This window comes from Tardiphaga sp. 813_E8_N1_3 (assembly GCF_051811025.1).
Taxonomy (GTDB): Bacteria; Pseudomonadota; Alphaproteobacteria; order Rhizobiales; family Xanthobacteraceae; genus Tardiphaga.
The window spans coordinates 960,250-977,385 of record NZ_JBPWQE010000001.1; the positions used below are offsets into that span (position 1 = coordinate 960,250).

General features: G+C 62.3%; 17 protein-coding genes and 1 tRNA gene. 15 read left to right on the forward strand and 3 right to left on the reverse strand.

Going from position 1 to position 17,136, the window contains the following annotated elements; genetic code table 11:
- The first annotated feature begins 16 nt into the window (after nt 1-16).
- From hisD to AB8A33_RS04555, 6 genes are all read left to right on the forward strand, one after another.
- A complete protein-coding gene (hisD, locus tag AB8A33_RS04530; RefSeq protein ID WP_439091630.1) occupies nt 17-1,312 on the forward strand; it encodes a histidinol dehydrogenase in 1,296 nt (431 codons plus the stop codon).
- On the forward strand, nt 1,309-1,806 hold the full coding sequence (locus AB8A33_RS04535; RefSeq protein WP_089266102.1) for a UPF0262 family protein: 498 nt from the start codon (nt 1,309-1,311) through the stop codon (nt 1,804-1,806). The genes hisD and AB8A33_RS04535 overlap by 4 nt, the downstream gene beginning before the upstream one ends.
- 6 nt (nt 1,807-1,812) lie before the next feature.
- Nucleotides 1,813-2,280 (forward strand): low molecular weight phosphatase family protein, encoded by a 468-nt coding sequence (locus AB8A33_RS04540; RefSeq protein WP_439091631.1) that lies wholly within the window; start codon nt 1,813-1,815, stop codon nt 2,278-2,280.
- A 74-nt stretch (nt 2,281-2,354) separates the two neighbouring features.
- Nucleotides 2,355-2,978: a Maf-like protein gene (locus tag AB8A33_RS04545; RefSeq protein WP_068734776.1), complete on the forward strand. Its 624-nt coding sequence runs from the start codon at nt 2,355-2,357 to the stop codon at nt 2,976-2,978.
- Nucleotides 2,968-3,144, forward strand: coding sequence for a DNA gyrase inhibitor YacG (yacG, locus tag AB8A33_RS04550; RefSeq protein WP_439091633.1), 177 nt, complete (start codon nt 2,968-2,970; stop codon nt 3,142-3,144). Before AB8A33_RS04545 ends, yacG begins: the two co-directional genes overlap by 11 nt.
- A gap of 158 nt (nt 3,145-3,302) precedes the next feature.
- Nucleotides 3,303-3,378, forward strand: a tRNA-Phe gene (locus tag AB8A33_RS04555).
- 526 nt (nt 3,379-3,904) lie between these two features.
- On the opposite strand, the gene AB8A33_RS04560 is transcribed toward AB8A33_RS04555, so the two are convergent.
- The 3 genes from AB8A33_RS04560 to AB8A33_RS04570 all read right to left on the reverse strand — a co-directional run bounded on the left by AB8A33_RS04560 (nt 3,905) and on the right by AB8A33_RS04570 (nt 6,247).
- Nucleotides 3,905-4,396 (reverse strand): GNAT family N-acetyltransferase, encoded by a 492-nt coding sequence (locus AB8A33_RS04560; protein ID WP_439095855.1) that lies wholly within the window; start codon nt 4,394-4,396, stop codon nt 3,905-3,907.
- 36 nt (nt 4,397-4,432) lie between these two features.
- A complete protein-coding gene (locus tag AB8A33_RS04565; RefSeq protein WP_439091635.1) occupies nt 4,433-5,455 on the reverse strand; it encodes a GlxA family transcriptional regulator in 1,023 nt (340 codons plus the stop codon).
- A 276-nt stretch (nt 5,456-5,731) separates the two neighbouring features.
- On the reverse strand, nt 5,732-6,247 hold the full coding sequence (locus tag AB8A33_RS04570) for a prolyl-tRNA synthetase associated domain-containing protein (RefSeq protein WP_439091636.1): 516 nt from the start codon (nt 6,245-6,247) through the stop codon (nt 5,732-5,734).
- A gap of 276 nt (nt 6,248-6,523) precedes the next feature.
- On the opposite strand from AB8A33_RS04570, the gene AB8A33_RS04575 reads away from it, so the two are divergent.
- The 9 genes from AB8A33_RS04575 (at nt 6,524) to AB8A33_RS04615 (ending at nt 17,116) form a co-directional block, all read left to right on the forward strand.
- Entirely contained in the window at nt 6,524-7,777 is a 1,254-nt protein-coding gene (locus tag AB8A33_RS04575) for a sarcosine oxidase subunit beta family protein (RefSeq protein WP_439091638.1), read from the forward strand.
- Between the two features lie 16 nt (nt 7,778-7,793).
- Nucleotides 7,794-8,087 carry a sarcosine oxidase subunit delta gene (locus AB8A33_RS04580; protein ID WP_439091640.1) on the forward strand — a complete coding sequence of 98 codons (294 nt, stop codon included), beginning with the start codon at nt 7,794-7,796 and terminating at the stop codon, nt 8,085-8,087.
- Nucleotides 8,084-11,074: a sarcosine oxidase subunit alpha gene (locus AB8A33_RS04585; protein ID WP_439091642.1), complete on the forward strand. Its 2,991-nt coding sequence runs from the start codon at nt 8,084-8,086 to the stop codon at nt 11,072-11,074. Before AB8A33_RS04580 ends, AB8A33_RS04585 begins: the two co-directional genes overlap by 4 nt.
- Nucleotides 11,067-11,636, forward strand: a complete 570-nt coding sequence (locus tag AB8A33_RS04590; RefSeq protein ID WP_439091643.1) for a sarcosine oxidase subunit gamma — start codon at nt 11,067-11,069, stop codon at nt 11,634-11,636. Before AB8A33_RS04585 ends, AB8A33_RS04590 begins: the two co-directional genes overlap by 8 nt.
- A 29-nt stretch (nt 11,637-11,665) precedes the next feature.
- On the forward strand, nt 11,666-13,039 hold the full coding sequence (locus AB8A33_RS04595) for an L-serine ammonia-lyase (protein ID WP_439091645.1): 1,374 nt from the start codon (nt 11,666-11,668) through the stop codon (nt 13,037-13,039).
- Nucleotides 13,040-13,048: 9 nt separating this feature from the next.
- Nucleotides 13,049-14,338: a serine hydroxymethyltransferase gene (gene glyA / locus AB8A33_RS04600; protein ID WP_439091647.1), complete on the forward strand. Its 1,290-nt coding sequence runs from the start codon at nt 13,049-13,051 to the stop codon at nt 14,336-14,338.
- A 12-nt stretch (nt 14,339-14,350) separates the two neighbouring features.
- Nucleotides 14,351-14,758 carry a dihydroneopterin aldolase gene (gene folB, locus AB8A33_RS04605; RefSeq protein ID WP_439091648.1) on the forward strand — a complete coding sequence of 136 codons (408 nt, stop codon included), beginning with the start codon at nt 14,351-14,353 and terminating at the stop codon, nt 14,756-14,758.
- A 43-nt stretch (nt 14,759-14,801) separates the two neighbouring features.
- Entirely contained in the window at nt 14,802-15,653 is an 852-nt protein-coding gene (gene purU / locus AB8A33_RS04610; protein WP_439091650.1) for a formyltetrahydrofolate deformylase, read from the forward strand.
- A gap of 278 nt (nt 15,654-15,931) precedes the next feature.
- On the forward strand, nt 15,932-17,116 hold the full coding sequence (locus tag AB8A33_RS04615; protein WP_439091652.1) for a branched-chain amino acid ABC transporter substrate-binding protein: 1,185 nt from the start codon (nt 15,932-15,934) through the stop codon (nt 17,114-17,116).
- The last annotated feature ends 20 nt before the right edge of the window (nt 17,117-17,136 follow it).

The window sequence follows — 17,136 nt, forward strand, 5'->3', positions numbered from 1 at the left end:
CCGCCGGAACACCAGAATGCCAATTCGTATCGATACCGCCAGCGCCGATTTCACCCAGCGCTTCAATGCCTTCCTGACCATGAAGCGCGAAGTCGCGGCCGATATCGAGGCCGCCACCCGCGCCATCGTCGATGACGTCGCGGCACGCGGCGACGCAGCGCTGCTGGAGGCCACCCGCAAGTTCGATCGGCTGGACCTCCAGGCCTCCGGCCTGCGCGTGACCGCGGCCGAAGTCGATGCCGCCGTGGCGGCCTGCGATGCAGAGACAGTGGATGCCCTGACATTCGCTCGCGACCGCATCGAACTGTTTCACAAGCGCCAGCTGCCCAAGGACGACCGCTTCACCGATGCTCTCGGGGTCGAGCTTGGCTGGCGCTGGAGCGCCATTGAAGCTGTCGGTCTCTACGTGCCCGGCGGCACGGCCGCCTATCCATCGTCGGTGCTGATGAATGCTGTGCCGGCGAAGGTCGCCGGCGTCGAGCGCGTGGTGATGGTGGTGCCGTCGCCGGACGGCAAGCTCAATCCGCTGGTGCTAGCCGCCGCAAAGCTCGGTGGCGTGTCCGAAATCTACCGCGTAGGTGGCGCGCAGGCCGTGGCCGCGCTCGCTTACGGGACCGCGACCATCGCGCCAGTGGCCAAGATCGTCGGCCCGGGCAACGCTTATGTGGCCGCCGCCAAACGGCAGGTGTTTGGCAAGGTCGGCATCGACATGATCGCAGGTCCGTCGGAAGTGCTTGTTGTCGCCGACGACACCGCCAATGCCGACTGGATTGCCGCCGATCTGTTGGCGCAGGCGGAGCACGACGTCAACGCGCAGTCGATCCTGATCACCGACAGCGAGCGCCTTGCGGACGATGTTATCCTTGCCGTCGAGGCCCAGCTCACCACACTGCCGCGCGCCGAGATCGCGCGTGCGTCGTGGGAGGATTTCGGCGCGGTCATTCTGGTCGAGACGCTCGATGACGCCGTGCCGCTCGCCAACGCCATCGCCGCCGAACATCTCGAAATCATGACGGCCGATCCTGAGGCGTTCTCGCTCAAGATACACAATGCTGGCGCCATCTTCCTCGGCGGCCATACGCCGGAAGCGATTGGCGATTATGTCGGCGGCTCCAACCACGTGCTGCCGACCGCACGCTCGGCGCGGTTCTCGTCGGGCCTCGGCGTACTTGACTTCATGAAGCGAACATCGATCCTGAAGTGCGGGCCAGATCAGCTGCGGGCGCTGGGACCGGCTGCGATGACGCTGGGCAAGGCCGAAGGCCTCGATGCCCACGCACGTTCGGTCGGATTGCGCCTCAATTTGCGATGAGTAACGCCCCTCCACCAGAGGATGACAGCAACAACCGCATCGTGGCGGTGACGCTCGATGAGGAATCGATCGGCCGTTCCGGGCCGGATATCGAGCATGAGCGCGCGATCGCGATCTACGACCTGATCGAGCAGAATCTGTTTGCGCCGGAAGGCGCGCATGTCGGCCCGTTTACGCTGCACATCGGCATCACCGGCAGCCGGCTGATGTTCGACATCCGCCGCGAGGACGGCACGCCTGTCGTCGCGCACCTATTGTCGCTGGGGCCGTTCCGCCGCATTGTGAAAGACTACTTCATGATCTGCGACAGCTACTATCAGGCGATCCGTACCGCCACGCCGGACAAGATCGAAGCCATCGACATGGGGCGCCGCGGCATCCACGACGAAGGCTCGCGGACATTGCAGGAAAGACTGGCCGGCAAGGTACGCGTCGATTTCGAGACGTCGCGACGGCTGTTCACGTTGATCTCCGTCCTTCACTGGAAAGGCTAGTCGCTGATGGCCGCGCCGCCACGCGCGCGTACGCCGCAGGCGGTGTTGTTTGCCTGTGGCCAGAATAGCGTGCGCTCGCCGATGGCCGCCAGCCTGTTGCAGCAGATGTTTCCGCAGGCGCTGTATGTGAAATCTGCCGGGGTGAAGAAGGGCGAGCTCGATCCCTTCGCGGTGGCCGTGATGGCCGAACTCGGCCAGGACATCTCCAGACATAAGCCCATGACCTTCGAGGAACTCGATGATTGGGAAGGGCTCAATTTCGATCTCATCATCACGCTGTCGCCGGAGGCGCATCACAAGGCGCTGGACCTGACGCGCACCGATGCCGCCGAGGTCGAATACTGGCCGACGGTGGACCCGACGGGAACCGAAGGTAATCGTGAACAGAAACTGGCCGCCTATCGCGAGGTCTGCGACGGCCTGCTACTGCGCATCCGCAAGCGTTTCGCCAAAGGCAGTGCTGCCAGCGGTTAAATAACCGCACCGCGGTTGTCGAAGCAGGGGGCTTCCGATAGGTTCCGGCCGCATTTCCAGGATCATCAGCCAGCATGCTCGGCCGTCCCAAATTCGTTCTCGCCTCCGGTTCGCCCCGTCGTCTCAGCCTGCTCAATCAGGCCGGGATCGAGCCCGATGCGCTGCGCCCCGCCGATGTCGACGAGACCCCGAAGCGGGGCGAACTGCCGCGCGCCTGCGCCAATCGCCTGGCTCGCGCCAAGGCGGAAGCGGCGCTGAAATCAGTCCAGCTCGACGACGAACTCCGCGGCGCGTTCATTCTCGCTGCAGATACCGTGGTGGCCGTCGGTCGCCGCATCCTGCCCAAGGCAGAACTGGTCGATGAGGCCTCGCAGTGTCTGCGGCTGCTGTCGGGCCGCAACCACCGCGTCTACACGGCGGTCTGCATCGTCACCCCCAAGGAAAGCTTCCGGCAGCGGCTGATCGAGACCAAGGTGCGCTTCAAGCGCCTTAACGAAGAAGACATCTCGACCTATATCGGCTCCGGCGAATGGCGCGGCAAAGCCGGCGGCTACGCTGTGCAGGGCATTGCCGGTTCCTTCGTGGTCAAGATGGTCGGCTCCTATACCAATATCGTGGGCCTGCCGCTCTACGAGACCGTCTCCCTGCTGGGTGGCGAAGGTTTCCCGATCCGTTTCGGCTGGTTGAATGCAAGCTAAGGTGTCCAAACCCGGCGAAAAGCCGTGCCCGATCTGCGGCAAGCCCGTCGTGGAGGCCTCCAAGCCGTTCTGCTCCGAGCGTTGTCGCGACGTCGATCTCAACCGCTGGCTGTCGGGCTCCTATGCGATTCCCGGCAAACCGACGGATGACGAGGACGCCGAATAGGCTCGACGGGCATTCGCGCGGTCCAAGCCAGTCCGAAGCTCCCATTTCCCATTGTTTTGACGGCAAAATCTTCGTTCACAGAAATCCCATCGGGCGGGTGGACAGGGCCGATTTGCCTGACTATAAACCGGCGCTCCCTGGACCTGATCCGGGGCGGCGCCCAGGTAGCTCAGTTGGTAGAGCATGCGACTGAAAATCGCAGTGTCGGTGGTTCGATCCCGCCCCTGGGCACCATTGTCCCCCCTAAGCCTCTGTTTTCCAAGACAAATAAGCAGGATCAAAGACTTAGCGCTACCCAATTGGTACACACGGGTGGTGCGCATGATCCTTGCTATGAGTCGTCCTTGGAAGCATCCGAAGAGCGGCATGTACCGGCTGCGCAAGCGCGTTCCAGACGATTACAATTGCTTGTGGGCAAGCGCGAAGAGAAGCGAAGTCTTCAAACTAGGGACCCCGTTGAAGCCAAACGGCGGCACGCTTAGGCACTCGCTGAGATCGATGCCAAATGGGCCAACATTCGGTCTGGGCAGAAGCAGCTCAGCGTCGCCCGTGCGTTCTGGCCGAGGCGTACGAGCCGGCTGCGCGATATGACCGACGCTCGCCCCGGTCCCGCGTCGAACAGCCCGACCTTGCGCCGAAATCGCGGCCATCAGGCCCGGGCGCCTGAAGATGTTGGAAAGAAGCCTCTCGTAGCTGCTCGCGGCGCGAGATGGAGTCCCAATGCGCGAACAGGGCGTCTAGCATGTCCGTTTTGCCGCCGTCATTGAGCATCAAGCTTACGAAACATCACGAGCGCATCAACATATTCGCCAGTTGGAAGCCGAAAAGCCTCAGGCAACCGCCCGACGATCGCGAAGCCCAACGTCGTCCAGAGTTTTACGGCGCGCGTGTTGTTGCTCACGACACAGTTGAATTGCATCGCGCGAAATCCGGAATTTTTGGCGTTGTCGAGCGAGTGTAGGCACATACTGCGCGCCACACCGCTGCCTTGCGCGCTCGCCAGCGTCATGTAGCCGCAATTGGCCACGTGGCTGCCACCACCGTCCTGGTTGGCACGGAGATAATAGGATCCCACGATCTGTCCCTGGCGCTCGGCAACAAATGTCCGTTTGTCCGGACTGTGCCAGTAGGACAATGCATCGTCCTTCGTCATGAACGGGTCCAATGCGTAGGTGGTCCCTGCACGGATGGTCGGCTCGATGACCGACCAGATGTCGGTCCGGTCGGTCGGCTCGGCGGGGCGAATGATCAGGTCGTTGGCGTGTTGCATGTCTACCAGCTCTGTCGTCTAAGCCAGACTGAAGACGCGCCGGCCTTCGCCGACGTCCGGTCCTTGGGGTTGTCCGATCGCCTTGCGGCGTTCCTCGGACGGGTTGGAGCCGAATGCAGCTTTGAAGGCCTTGCTGAGATGCGAGCCGTCGACGAAGCCGGTTTCGGCGGCGATGGCGGCCAGCGACAGGTCGGTCTTCAGCATCCAGCGCGCATGCTTCAGCCGGAGCCGCAGATAGGTGGCCTGCGGCGACTGTCCGGTTTCCTCTTTGAAGAGGCGCTCGAGTTGCCGCGTGCTCAGACTGACCTTGCCAGCCAATCGCGCGACCGACAGCGGCGCGGATAGGTTCTGTTCCATCATCAGTAGCGCGCGCGAGATTCGCCCGTCGGTCTCGGCAAATTCGGTCGGCGGCGCCGATTGAGCCGATGACCCCGGTTTCATGCGATCGATCAGCATAATGTGGAGCGCCTTCTGCGCGCTCGACAAGCCCATGCGCTGTTCGACGATATGCGCGGCGAGATAGGCAACACCCATACCGCCGGAACAGGTGATGCGGTTGCCGTCGATGACGAAGAGCTGATCGGCCACCGGGAGCGTCTCGCCGAATTCTTCCAGAAAGTCGCGATAGTGGTACCAACTGATGCAGCATTTCTTTTGATTGAGCAGGCCCAACCGCCACAGCACGAAGCTGCCGGTGCAGACGCCGATGAGGTCCACCTTGGTCTGTGCGGCCTCCAGCAGGTATCGCTTGGTCTTCTCGTCGATCTGCGGACCTTGATGTAGGAGGCCGCCAACGACGACGAGGTAGTCGAGTTCGCGCGGATCAAGGAACCGGGAATTCGGATACATGAGCAGGCCGCAGCTCGCGCGGATCGGCTCGTCCGTTTCGGCCATGATGTGCCATTGGCACCGGATCGGACGGCTGTTGTCACCCTCATCTGCGGCGAGACGCAGCACGTCCACGAAGCTCGCCAGCGCGGTCAGCGTGAAGTTCTTCGTGAGAATGAAGCCAACGCGAAGCGGACGGACCTTTGGCTGCATCACCCTACCTTAGCATTCACCATATGGTCGAATGGCACTCCGTGTGATCGCCGTGAGACGACCTCCAAAACGAAGCCATGTCGCATCATTACATGTCTCCAACGCGCTGGGGCAGGTATTTTTGACGGTCTGATCCTAAAAGTACATTACGGCAGGTGCAAGAGCGGGAAGCGTCTCGCCTTGCGTGTGTCGGCTCGACGCGTCTCTGGAACCCGGAGGCTGCGGTTGTAGGCCGCTGCAACCAATAGGCCCGCGGGTGAGGACGGCAGGGGAGGGTCAGCCGTTGGACGGCGGCTCTTCCGGCATCGCGAACAGGGCCTCACGACCGATTGCAGCGAGGAATGTGTCGAGTGCGTTGACCGACAGCGATGTCGTGCGGCTGTTGATGACGGGGTGGCAATTGATGCGCTCCGCCGACCGCAAGCGCACATCGATGACGGGAGTGACCGCTTGATTGGCATCGTTGTAGAGCGCCAGAATCGAGACCGATCCCGGTTCGATCCCAAGCAATTCCTTCAGGGCTTCCGCGCTTCCAAATGACAGCCCGCCTTTGGCACCGATCGTCTTTGCCAGCGACTTCAGGTGAACGGTCGCGGTTTCGTCGGTGACGAACAGGAAGAACCGTTTCTTGCCGTCGCGGAGGAACAGGTTCTTGGTGTGAATGCCGGGAATGTCGCCGCGCAGCGCACGCGACTCTTCCACCGTATGCACGGGCGGGTGTTCGAACGTCTCCACCGCGATCGACTTGTCCTTGAGGTATTGAAGAATCTCGTCGCTGCGTTCGATGCTCATTCTGCGTGTCCTTGATCGTCGGTGGCGGGACTGCGCGCGCCCGGGGCATGCCGTCCTGTCTCCATGGTAGCGATCCGTGTCGCATGGATACGTCGCAAATTCGAGAGCCCGGCGAGCGAAGCCGCGCGGGTTGTCGCAAATCTACGTGTTTCGTGTCGCGGCCTTGCAAACCTGCGGCGTGCCGATGTCGCTCTGATCCAACATGATTGGCGGGCTGATGCTGGCCGCGAAGCGGCAGCGAGTTGTAGGCTCCGTTCAATCACAACGTGGACAGCCATGCAGAAATTTTCAGCGCTTTCATTACTACGGGCAGGGCTGACCGGTCATGCCGGCTGGCAGCGACAGTGGCGTTCGCCTGAACCGAAGTCGGGCTACGACGTCATCATCATTGGCGGCGGTGGCCACGGGCTTGCAACGGCCTACTATCTGGCCAGCCGCTACGGCGTTAAAAATGTTGCGGTTCTGGAAAAGGGTTGGATCGGCGGCGGAAATACCGGCCGCAACACCACGATCATTCGCTCCAACTATCTGTTCGATGAAAGCGCTGGAATCTACGAGCACGCCCTCAAGCTGTGGGAAGGCCTCTCGCAGGAACTGAACTACAACGTCATGTATTCGCCACGCGGCGTCTTGATGCTGGCGCACAACATTCACGATGTGCAGAGCTTCAAGCGACATGTTCATGCCAACCGTCTCAACGGCATCGACAATGAATGGCTGTCGCCGGAGGAATGCAAAGAATTCTGTCCGCCGCTGAATGTCGGTGGGTCTATGCGCTATCCGATCCTTGGTGGCGCGCTGCAGCGCCGCGGTGGCACCGCACGCCATGACGCCGTGGCCTGGGGTTATGCCCGCGCTGCCGACGCGCTCGGCGTGGATATTATCGAGAATTGCGAAGTCACCGGCATGCGCCGCGCGCCGACTGGCGAGGTGGTCGGCGTCGATACGACGCGCGGCAGCATCAATGCGAAGCGCATCGGCGTCGTCGCGGCCGGCAATACCAGCACGGTGATGAATATGGCCGGCGTGCGTCTGCCGCTGGAAAGCTTCCCGCTGCAAGCGCTGGTCAGCGAGCCGGTCAAGCCGATCTTTCCCTGCGTGGTGATGTCGAACACGATCCACGCCTATATCTCGCAGTCGGACAAAGGCGAGATGGTGATCGGCGCAGGAACGGACGTCTACACGTCCTATACGCAGCGCGGCGGCCTGCACATCGTCAATCATACGCTGGATGCGATCTGCGAACTGGTGCCGGCGTTCCGGCGTCTGCGCATGCTGCGCAATTGGGGCGGCATCGTCGATGTCACGCCGGATCGCTCGCCGATCGTGGCGAAGACGCCGGTGTCCGGCCTCTACGTCAATTGCGGCTGGGGCACCGGTGGCTTCAAGGCGACGCCAGGATCGGGCGAGGTGTTCGCCAGCACGATCGCCAAGGACGAGCCGAACAAGATCAATGCGCCGTTCACCATCGAGCGATTCCGCGATGGTGCCGTGATCGACGAAGCGGCCGCGGCCGCCGTGGCGCATTGATAGCGGGGAAAACAAGATGCTGTTGATCAATTGCCCCTATTGCGGGCCGCGCCCGGAAGCCGAGTTCGCCAATGGCGGGCAGGCGCATATCGCCCGCCCGGCGGACCCGATGAGCCTCAATGACGAGGAGTGGGCCGCCTATCTCTATATGCGCGACAACACCAAGGGTCTGCATCACGAGCGCTGGCGGCACGCCAATGGCTGCGGCCGTTTTTTCAATGCCAGCCGCGACACGACCACGGACGTCATCAAGCGCACCTATCGCATTGGCGAGCGCCCCGAAGCCGAACATCAGGGTGCCAAGTCATGAGGGATACGTATCGCGTACGAAGCAGCGATGGCGCTAAGAGCCGCAACACAGTTCATTTCACGTTCGACGGAAAGTCGTATCAGGGTCTGGCCGGCGACACGCTGGCCTCCGCATTGATTGCCAATGGCGTGCATCTGGTCGGCCGTTCGTTCAAGTATCACCGGCCGCGCGGTTTCGTCTCCGCCGGCTCGGAAGAGCCGAATGCGCTGGTCGGTGTGGGCGCGACCCAGTCGCGCTATACGCCGAACCTGCTCGCGACCCAGGTCGAGATCTATGATGGGCTGGTGGCCGAAAGCCAGAATCGCTGGCCTTCGCTCGAGACCGATGCCGGCTTCCTCAACGAATATTTCTCGGCCTTCCTGCCTGCGGGTTTCTACTACAAGACCTTCATGTGGCCGCGCACGGCCTGGAAGAAGCTCTATGAGCCGGTGATCCGGCGGATGGCGGGTCTCGGCAAGGCGCCAGCCGAGCCGGATGCCGATCGCTATACGCAAGTGTTTGCGCATTGCGACGTGCTCATCGTCGGTGCGGGGCCTGCGGGGCTGGCCGCGGCGCTCGAAGCCAGCAACAGCGATGCCACCGTGATCCTGTGCGACGAGCAGGCGGAGATGGGCGGCTCGCTGCTGTCCGATCGTTCGGCATCGATCGACGGCATGCAGGCCGCCGAATGGGCACGCGCGGCGCTCGATGAATTGCGCAAGCGCCCCAATGTGAAGCTGATGTCGCGCACGACGGCGTTCGGCTGGTATCCGCACAATTTTGTCGGTCTCAACGAGCGCGTCACCGACCATCTCAGCAATCCCGCGGCGAACCAGCCGCGTGAGCGGCTCTGGCAGGTCAGGGCCAAGGAAGTCGTGCTGGCCGCCGGCGCGATCGAGCGGCCGCTCGTCTTCACCGACAATGACCGGCCGGGCATCATGCTGGCTGGTGCTGCCCGGACCTATGTGAATCGGTACGGCGTGGTGCCGGGCAAGCAGGTGGTCGTGTTCACCGCCTGCGACAGCGCCTATCGCGCGGCGCTGGACCTCAAGGCAGCCGGGGCCAAGATCCAGGTGATCGTGGATCTGCGCAAGAGCGTGTCAGGCCATTGGGTCGACAAGGCGCGCGCCGAAGGCATCAAGGTCCGCTCCGACAGCATCGTTCGCGGCACATCGGGCTGGCTGCGGGTAAAGTCGGCGCAGATCTCCAACGCGCAGGGCGGCGATGCCGAGACGGTGGCTTGCGATCTCATCCTGATGTCCGGCGGGTTCACCCCGTCGGTGCATCTGTTCTCGCAGAGCCGCGGCAAGCTCAGCTACAGCGAAGAGCTGCGTGCATATGTGCCTGGCGAGTCTGTCGAGCGTGAGCGGTCGGTCGGGGCGTGCAAGGGACTGTTTGCGCTCGAAAGCGTCATCGAAAGCGGCGCCAAGGGCGGCCGCGACGCTGCGGCCAAGGCCGGCTTCTCGCCGCGCGGCGAGCGCAGCTATACGGTCTCCGCCCAGTCGGTGGGCGCCGATGCGTTCATCGGCTCTGTGATGGCCGATCATCAGGCGGAAAAGCGCGCCTGGGTCGATTTCCAGAACGACGTGACGGCCAAGGATGTTCGACTCGCGACCCGCGAGGGCTTCCGGTCGATCGAGCACGTCAAGCGCTACACGACCACTGGCATGGCCACCGACCAGGGCAAACTGTCCAACATGAACGCCCTCGGCGTCGTGTCGAAGCAGATCGACGTGGCCGTGCCGAAGGTCGGCCTGACCACGTTCCGGCCGCCTTATACGCCGACGACTTTCGGATCCTTTGCCGGCCAATCGCGTGGGGATCTGTTCGACCCCGTGCGCAAGACCAGTATCCATCCATGGGCGGAAGCGCAGGGCGCACAGTTCGAGGATGTCGGCGTCTGGAAGCGTGCCTGGTATTTCCCGAAGGCGGGCGAGGACAAGCATGCCGCCGTCGCGCGCGAATGCAAGGCGACGCGCGCGTCGGTCGGCATCTTCGATGCCTCCACGCTCGGCAAGATTGAGATCGTCGGCAAGGACGCTGCCGAATTCATGAACCGCATGTACACCAATGCCTGGACCAAGCTGGAGCCCGGTCGGCTGCGCTATGGCGTGATGCTGCGCGAAGACGGCTTCATCATGGATGACGGCGTCGTCGGCCGCATGGCAACGGATCGTTTCCACGTCACGACGACGACCGGCGGTGCGGCCCGCGTGCTGTCCATGATGGAGGACTATCTCCAGACCGAATGGTCGGACCTCGAAGTGTGGCTCACTTCGACCACCGAGCAATGGTCAGTCATTGCCTTGCAGGGACCGAATGCGCGCAAGGTGCTGGAGCCGCTGGTCGAGGGCATCGATCTGTCGGCCGATGCCATGCCGCATATGAGCGTCCGCGAAGGACGTATCTGCGGCGTGCCGACGCGGCTGTTCCGCGTGTCGTTCACCGGCGAGCTGGGTTTCGAAGTCAACGTCCCCGCCGGCTATGGCCGGGCGGTCTGGGAAGCGATTTTCGCGGCGGGCAAACCTTACGGGATCACGCCCTACGGCACCGAGACCATGCATGTGCTGCGCGCGGAGAAGGGTTACATTATTGTCGGCCAGGAAACCGACGGCACGGTGACGCCCGATGACGCAGGCCTCGGCTGGGCTGTCGGCAAGGCGAAGCGGGATTTCGTCGGCAAGCGCTCGCTGTCGCGGCCGGCGCTGGTCAGGGAAGACCGCAAGCAACTGGTCGGGTTGCTGACGACGGACCCCAAGGTGGTTCTCGAAGAGGGCGCCCAGATCGTGCTCGATCCCACCCATCCGATTCCGGTGCCGATGATCGGTCATGTCACCTCCTCCTACTGGAGCGCGACGCTGAACCGCTCGATCGCGCTGGCACTCGTTCGCGGCGGTCGCTCGCGGATGGGTGAGGAGCTCTCGATCCCGATGCCGGACGGTGTGATCAAGGCGAAAGTCGTCGACTCGATATTGTTCGATCCGAAGGGGGAACGTTTGAATGCTTAGTCCCGCGGTCATGCGTTCGAACGCGTTGTCCCCAATGCAGTCATCCGGCACCACTGCTGCGCCCACCACGACGCTCTCGATTCTTCCCGATGCGGCGAAGCTGGTGTTTCGCGGCAAGACCGAGGCGGTCGAGGCTGCGGGGGCGCATTTTGGCGTCAAGCCGAGCCTTGAGGCCTGCCGCTTCGCGGCGGTCGGCGGCCGGTCGGTCTATTGGCTGGGGCCGGACGAATGGTTGTTCCAGGCGGTGAACGAGGATCCGATCGAGGTATTCGGCGGGATGTCGGCAGCGTTGCAGGTGCAGGCCTGCTCGCTCGTGGATGTCAGCCATCGTTCGGATGGCATCGCGGTTGCAGGTCCAACGGCGGCGCTGGTGCTGAACCATGGCTGCCCGTTGGATCTGTCCCTCAAGGCGTTCCCGGTCGGCATGTGCACGCGCACGGTGCTGGGCAAGGCATCACTTCTGCTATCACGTTCTGAAGAGCACGTGTTCCATGTGGATGTATGGCGTTCGTTCGCGCCCTATGTCTGGCAGTTCCTCGACGAAGCGCGAAACCTGTCCTAGCAGCCTGGCTGCGCCCTGGAGACCGTGCGATGATTGGAACGTTCGATCTCTTCAAGATAGGCATCGGGCCGTCGTCATCGCATACGATGGGACCGATGAAGGCCGCGGCGCTGTTTGCCAGCCAGCTTGCGGAGCGCGGTCTGTTGAAGGATCTCGCGCGCGTGAAGGTCGAGCTGTTCGGCTCGCTGGCCTGGACCGGTCGTGGCCATGGTACCGACAAGGCGGTCGTTCTCGGGCTTGCCGGCAAGTTCCCCGAAACGATCGATCCGGAAGAAGCGGAGACGCTGGTCGATGGCGCCCGCGCGGCGGGCACGCTGCGGGTGGCCGAGCGGCGCAATGTCCCGTTCGATTTTGCCAATGACATCGTTTTTGACGGCGTAACCGAGCCGCCAAACCATCCGAATACGCTGGCGCTCTCCGCCTTCGATGCGGCCGGCAATGTCCTTCACGGCGAGCGCTGGTGCTCAGTCGGCGGCGGCTTTGTCGTTCCGGAAGCGCAGGTCGGTGTGGTCGGGATCGTCGAGGACGTTCCCGTCCCGCATCCTTTCAGGTCAGGCAAACAGCTGCTCGAGATCGGTGCGAAAACCGGTCTGTCGATTGCGCAGATCGTCATGGCCAACGAGATGTCGTCGCTTCCGGCGGACGAGATCGAGCAACGGCTCGATCGCATCATCCAGGTGATGATGGACTGCATCGATCGCGGCATGACCAAAGAGGGGCAGCTGCCGGGCGGGCTGAACGTCAAGCGCCGCGCGCCCTCGCTGCATCGGCGTCTTGTCGCCGCTGCAAGTTCGAACAGTCGCGCCCAGCATGAGGTGATGGATTGGGTCAGTCTGTATGCGATCGCGGTCAACGAGGAGAACGCGGCGGGCAGCAAGGTGGTGACGGCACCGACTAATGGCGCGGCCGGCATCATCCCGGCCACGCTTCGCTATTTCCGCGACCATTGCCGCGAGGCGTCACCCGAAAATATGCGCGTGTTCCTGCTGACGGCCGCCGCGATCGGCGCGCTGTTCAAGATGAATGCATCGATTTCCGGCGCGGAGGTCGGCTGCCAGGGCGAGGTTGGCTCGGCCTGCTCGATGGCGGCTGCGGGGCTTGCGGCCGTGCTCGGCGGCACCAATGAGCAGATCGAGAACGCCGCCGAGATCGGTATGGAGCATCACCTCGGCATGACCTGCGATCCGATCGGGGGGCTGGTGCAGATACCATGCATCGAGCGTAACGCCTTTGGGGCCGTGAAGGCGATCAATGCAGCGTCGCTCGCATTACAGGGCGACGGCACCCATGTGGTGCCGCTCGACAAGGTGATCGCGACGATGCGCGAGACCGGGCGCGACATGCAATCGAAATACAAGGAGACCTCACTGGGAGGTCTCGCTGTCAATCTGGCAGAATGTTGAGGGAAGACCATGACCCAAGCCGAACGCGAGGCATTCTTCACAACCGATCTCGCCCAAGCAGACCCGACCATCTCGTCGTCGCTTGCCGGAGAACTCGGCAGGCAGCGTGACGAGATCGAACTGATCGCATCCGAGAACATCGTATCGCGTGCAGTGCTGCAGGCTCAGGGCTCGGTGCTGACCAACAAATATGCCGAAGGCTATCCGGGCCGGCGTTATTACGGCGGCTGTCACTTCGCCGACGAGGTCGAGGAAGTGGCTATCCAGCGCGCCAAGACGCTGTTCGGCTGCAGCTATGCCAATGTGCAACCGAATTCCGGCAGCCAAGCGAATCAGGCCGTCTTCATGGCGCTGATGAAACCCGGCGACACCTTCATGGGCCTCGATCTTGCGGCAGGCGGTCATCTCACCCATGGCGCCAAGCCGAACATGTCGGGCAAGTGGTTCAATGTCGTCAGCTATGGCGTTCGCCGCGACGACTGCACCATCGATATGGAGCAACTCGAGAAGTTGGCAGTGGAGCACAAGCCGAAGGTGATCGTCGCCGGCGGTTCGGCCTATTCGCGGTTCTGGGATTTTGCTGCGTTCCGCCGCATCGCGGATGCGGTCGGAGCCTATCTGTTCGTCGATATGGCGCATTTCGCTGGTCTCGTGGCCGGCGGCGTCCATCCGTCACCGTTCCCGCATGCGCATGTGGTGACTTCGACCACCCACAAGACGCTGCGTGGCCCGCGCGGCGGACTGATCCTGACCAATGACGAGGACATCGCCAAGAAGATCAATTCAGCGATCTTCCCGGGATTGCAGGGCGGGCCGCTGATGCATGTTATCGCCGCCAAGGCAGTATCGTTCGGCGAAGCGCTGCAGCCCTCGTTCCGTCAATATGCGGCCGATGTCGTTGCCAATGCGCGCGCGCTAGCGGACACGCTTTCAAAGGCCGGCTATCCGATCGTCACCGGCGGCACCGACAACCACCTGATGCTGGTCGATGTCCGGCCGAAGAATCTGAATGGCAAGCTCGCCGAGGCGGCACTCGGGCGGGCGAACATCACCTGCAACAAGAACGGTATCCCGTTCGATCCGGAGAAGCCGACCATCACGTCGGGCATCCGGCTCGGCTCACCGGCCGCGACGTCGCGCGGCTTTGGCGTTGCTGAATTCGTAGAAGTCGGCAAGCTCATTGCCGCCGTCCTGGATGCGAATTCCGGCGCGCCAGACCAAGGAGCGCCGGAGGTCGAGGCAAGGGCACGTGGCCGCGTCGCCGAGCTGGTTGCGTCGTTCCCTATCTATCGGTCCTGATCAGGCGGCTTGATGGAGCGCTTCGGAGAGGGGCAGGTAGAGGGGATATTCATCCAAGGGCTGAATGTTCACGCGCGCCACGGCTTGCTGGATTACGAGGCGCAACTGGGGCAGCGCTTCGTGATCGATATCGATCTGCAGGTCGATCTCTCCGATGCGGCTAGTTCGGACGATATAGGACAGACGATCGACTATGCGTCAGTCGTCGCCACCGCGACTGAGGCGTTTCTGGCGTCGCGCCATGTGCTGCTGGAGAGGGCCGCGGCAGCCATCGCCGACGGCATTCTCGATGTCCATGCGCGCGCAAGCGCCGTGCGCGTCACCGTCCACAAGCCGCAGGCGCCAATCACAGCGATCTTGGAAGACGTCGGCATAAAGCTGACGCGATACCGCGCCGACAGGCATCGGCGGACCGCGTGATGCGGGCGTCCACGCGATCGATCCCACCATCGAGACAAGCAAGATGACGAAGAAGAACTGGATCCTGACCTTCTATTGCCAGGATCGCCCGCGCATCGTGTCGACCGTCACGACGGCGATTTCCGATGTCGATAGCAACATCCTGGAAAGCGCGCAGTTCTGGGACAGGACGACCAACCGCCTGTTCATGCGGATTGCTTTCGAGACGCCGGATTCGATCAGCCGGAAGACTCTGGAATCGGTGCTCAATCCGGTGTTGTCGCGGTTTGAGATGAACGCGGTTCTGGTCGATGCCGCGTCGCGTCCCCGGGTGATCATCATGGTCTCCAAGTCGGACCATTGTCTTGAGCAGCTGCTGTATCAGGTCAAAGTCGGTTGGCTGAAAGCTGAGGTCGTCGCGATCGTGTCAAACCACAGCGATTGCGAAGCGATCGCCGAGAAGGCGGGGATCCCGTACTATCACTGGCCCGTCAGCAACGAGACCAAGCTGGAGCAGGAGCGGCAACTCTACGAGCTGTATCTGAAGGAAGGCGCCGATCTGGTCATTCTTGCACGTTACATGCAGGTCTTGTCGGATGACCTGTCGAGCAAGCTCTATGGTCACGTCATCAACATCCACCACTCTTTCCTGCCGAGCTTCAAGGGCGCGCGGCCCTATCACCAGGCCCACGACAGGGGCGTCAAGATCATCGGCGCCACCGCGCATTACGCGACGCCGGATCTCGATGAGGGCCCGATCATCGAACAGGAGACCGAACGGGTGACGCACGCGTCGTCCTCGGACGATCTTGTCGCCGTTGGGCGCGACATCGAGTCGCGAGTGCTGGCGCGGGCCGTGCGGCTTCATCTCGAACGTCGTGTCCTTTTGAATGGACGCAAGACGGTGGTGTTCTAGCGCCCGGAATGCGACGACGAATGACGCCACGAATGCTCGTTTGAAAAGCACGGACAGGCCAAGATTTAATCTTCGCGATGAATTTTGCAGCGCAGCGGAAATCATTGTGTTTGCTACGCAAAATAGTCTCGACGAGCGGTCGGCGCGCCAACCAAGAACAGGCAGTCGATATTCGGTAGTTATGACGCAATTCTACAAGCAACAGCGCGCGTGCATCCTATCTGCCGTATTCGCGGACCACTAGCGTCGCAGGCTGGATCAACCTGGGAGGATCAGCGATGGGGACGATTACCAAGCGTGGTTTGGCCGCATTGGCCGTTGCGAGCGTATTGCCACTGGCCTTTGGCAGCTTCAGCGCGGCCTTCGCCAAGGACAAGGTCAAGATAGCTTTCGTGGGTCCGCTGACCGGCGCTATTTCGCCTCACGGTATTGGCGGACGCAACTCGGCCGAACTGGCCGTGAAGCTGATGAATGCCGAGCCCAACACCAAATATGAGTACGAGCTCGTCGTGCTTGACGACGAGTGCAAGCCCAACGTTGGCGTGCAGGTCGTCACCAAGATCGCGTCCGATCGTTCGATCATTGCCGCGATCCCGCACTACTGTTCCGCCACGGCGATTGCCACCGTCGATATCTTCAATCGCTTCAAGATGCCGATGGTCGTATGGGCGGCGGTGCTGCCCGAAATTACCTATGCCAAGAAGTATCCGGAAGTGCACCGCGTCAGCGGCATCCTGATCGGCCAGAACCGCATCGGCGCGCAGTTCATGAAGGCACGCGGCTACAAGAAGTTCGTGTCCTTCGCCGACTCCACAGACTACGGCAAGTCGATGAACAAGTACTTCACCCAGTTCACGCTCGAGAACGGCAATGAGATCCTGGGCAGCTTCTCGGTCCCGCCGGATCAGCAGGATCTGTCCGCCGAGCTGACCAAGATCAAGGAGCTCAATCCGGAAGTCATCTATTTCGGTGGCCTGACGCCGCTCGGCGCACGCCTCCGTACGCAGATGGCCAAGTTCGGCATCAACGCGCAACTAGAGGGCAATTCCGGCATCATGGGCGACGCCTTCGTCAACGCCGCTGGTCCGGAGCTTGCCGAGGGCACGCTGACCTTCTTCGACAGCCCGCCGATGTCCAAGATGCCGGGTGGTAAGATGTTTGCGGATGCTTACAAGGCTGCCGGCTATTCCGAACCGCCGGAAGCTTATGGACCGTTCGCCTATGTCGCCACCCGTCTGATCATGGAAACCATCGAGAAGGTCGGGCCGGATCGCGCCAAGGTCACCGCCGACCTTGGCGATGTGAAGGATCGTCCGTCCATCGTCGGTCCGGTCACTTTCGACGACCATGGCCAGAACATCACGCCGTTGACCACGAGCTATGTCGTACAGGACGGCAAGTGGGTGGTCTGGGAAGAAAGCGAATACGTGTCCGGCAAGCGCAAGCTCAAGAATCTGCCATAAGCACGGATCGTCGGGGCATC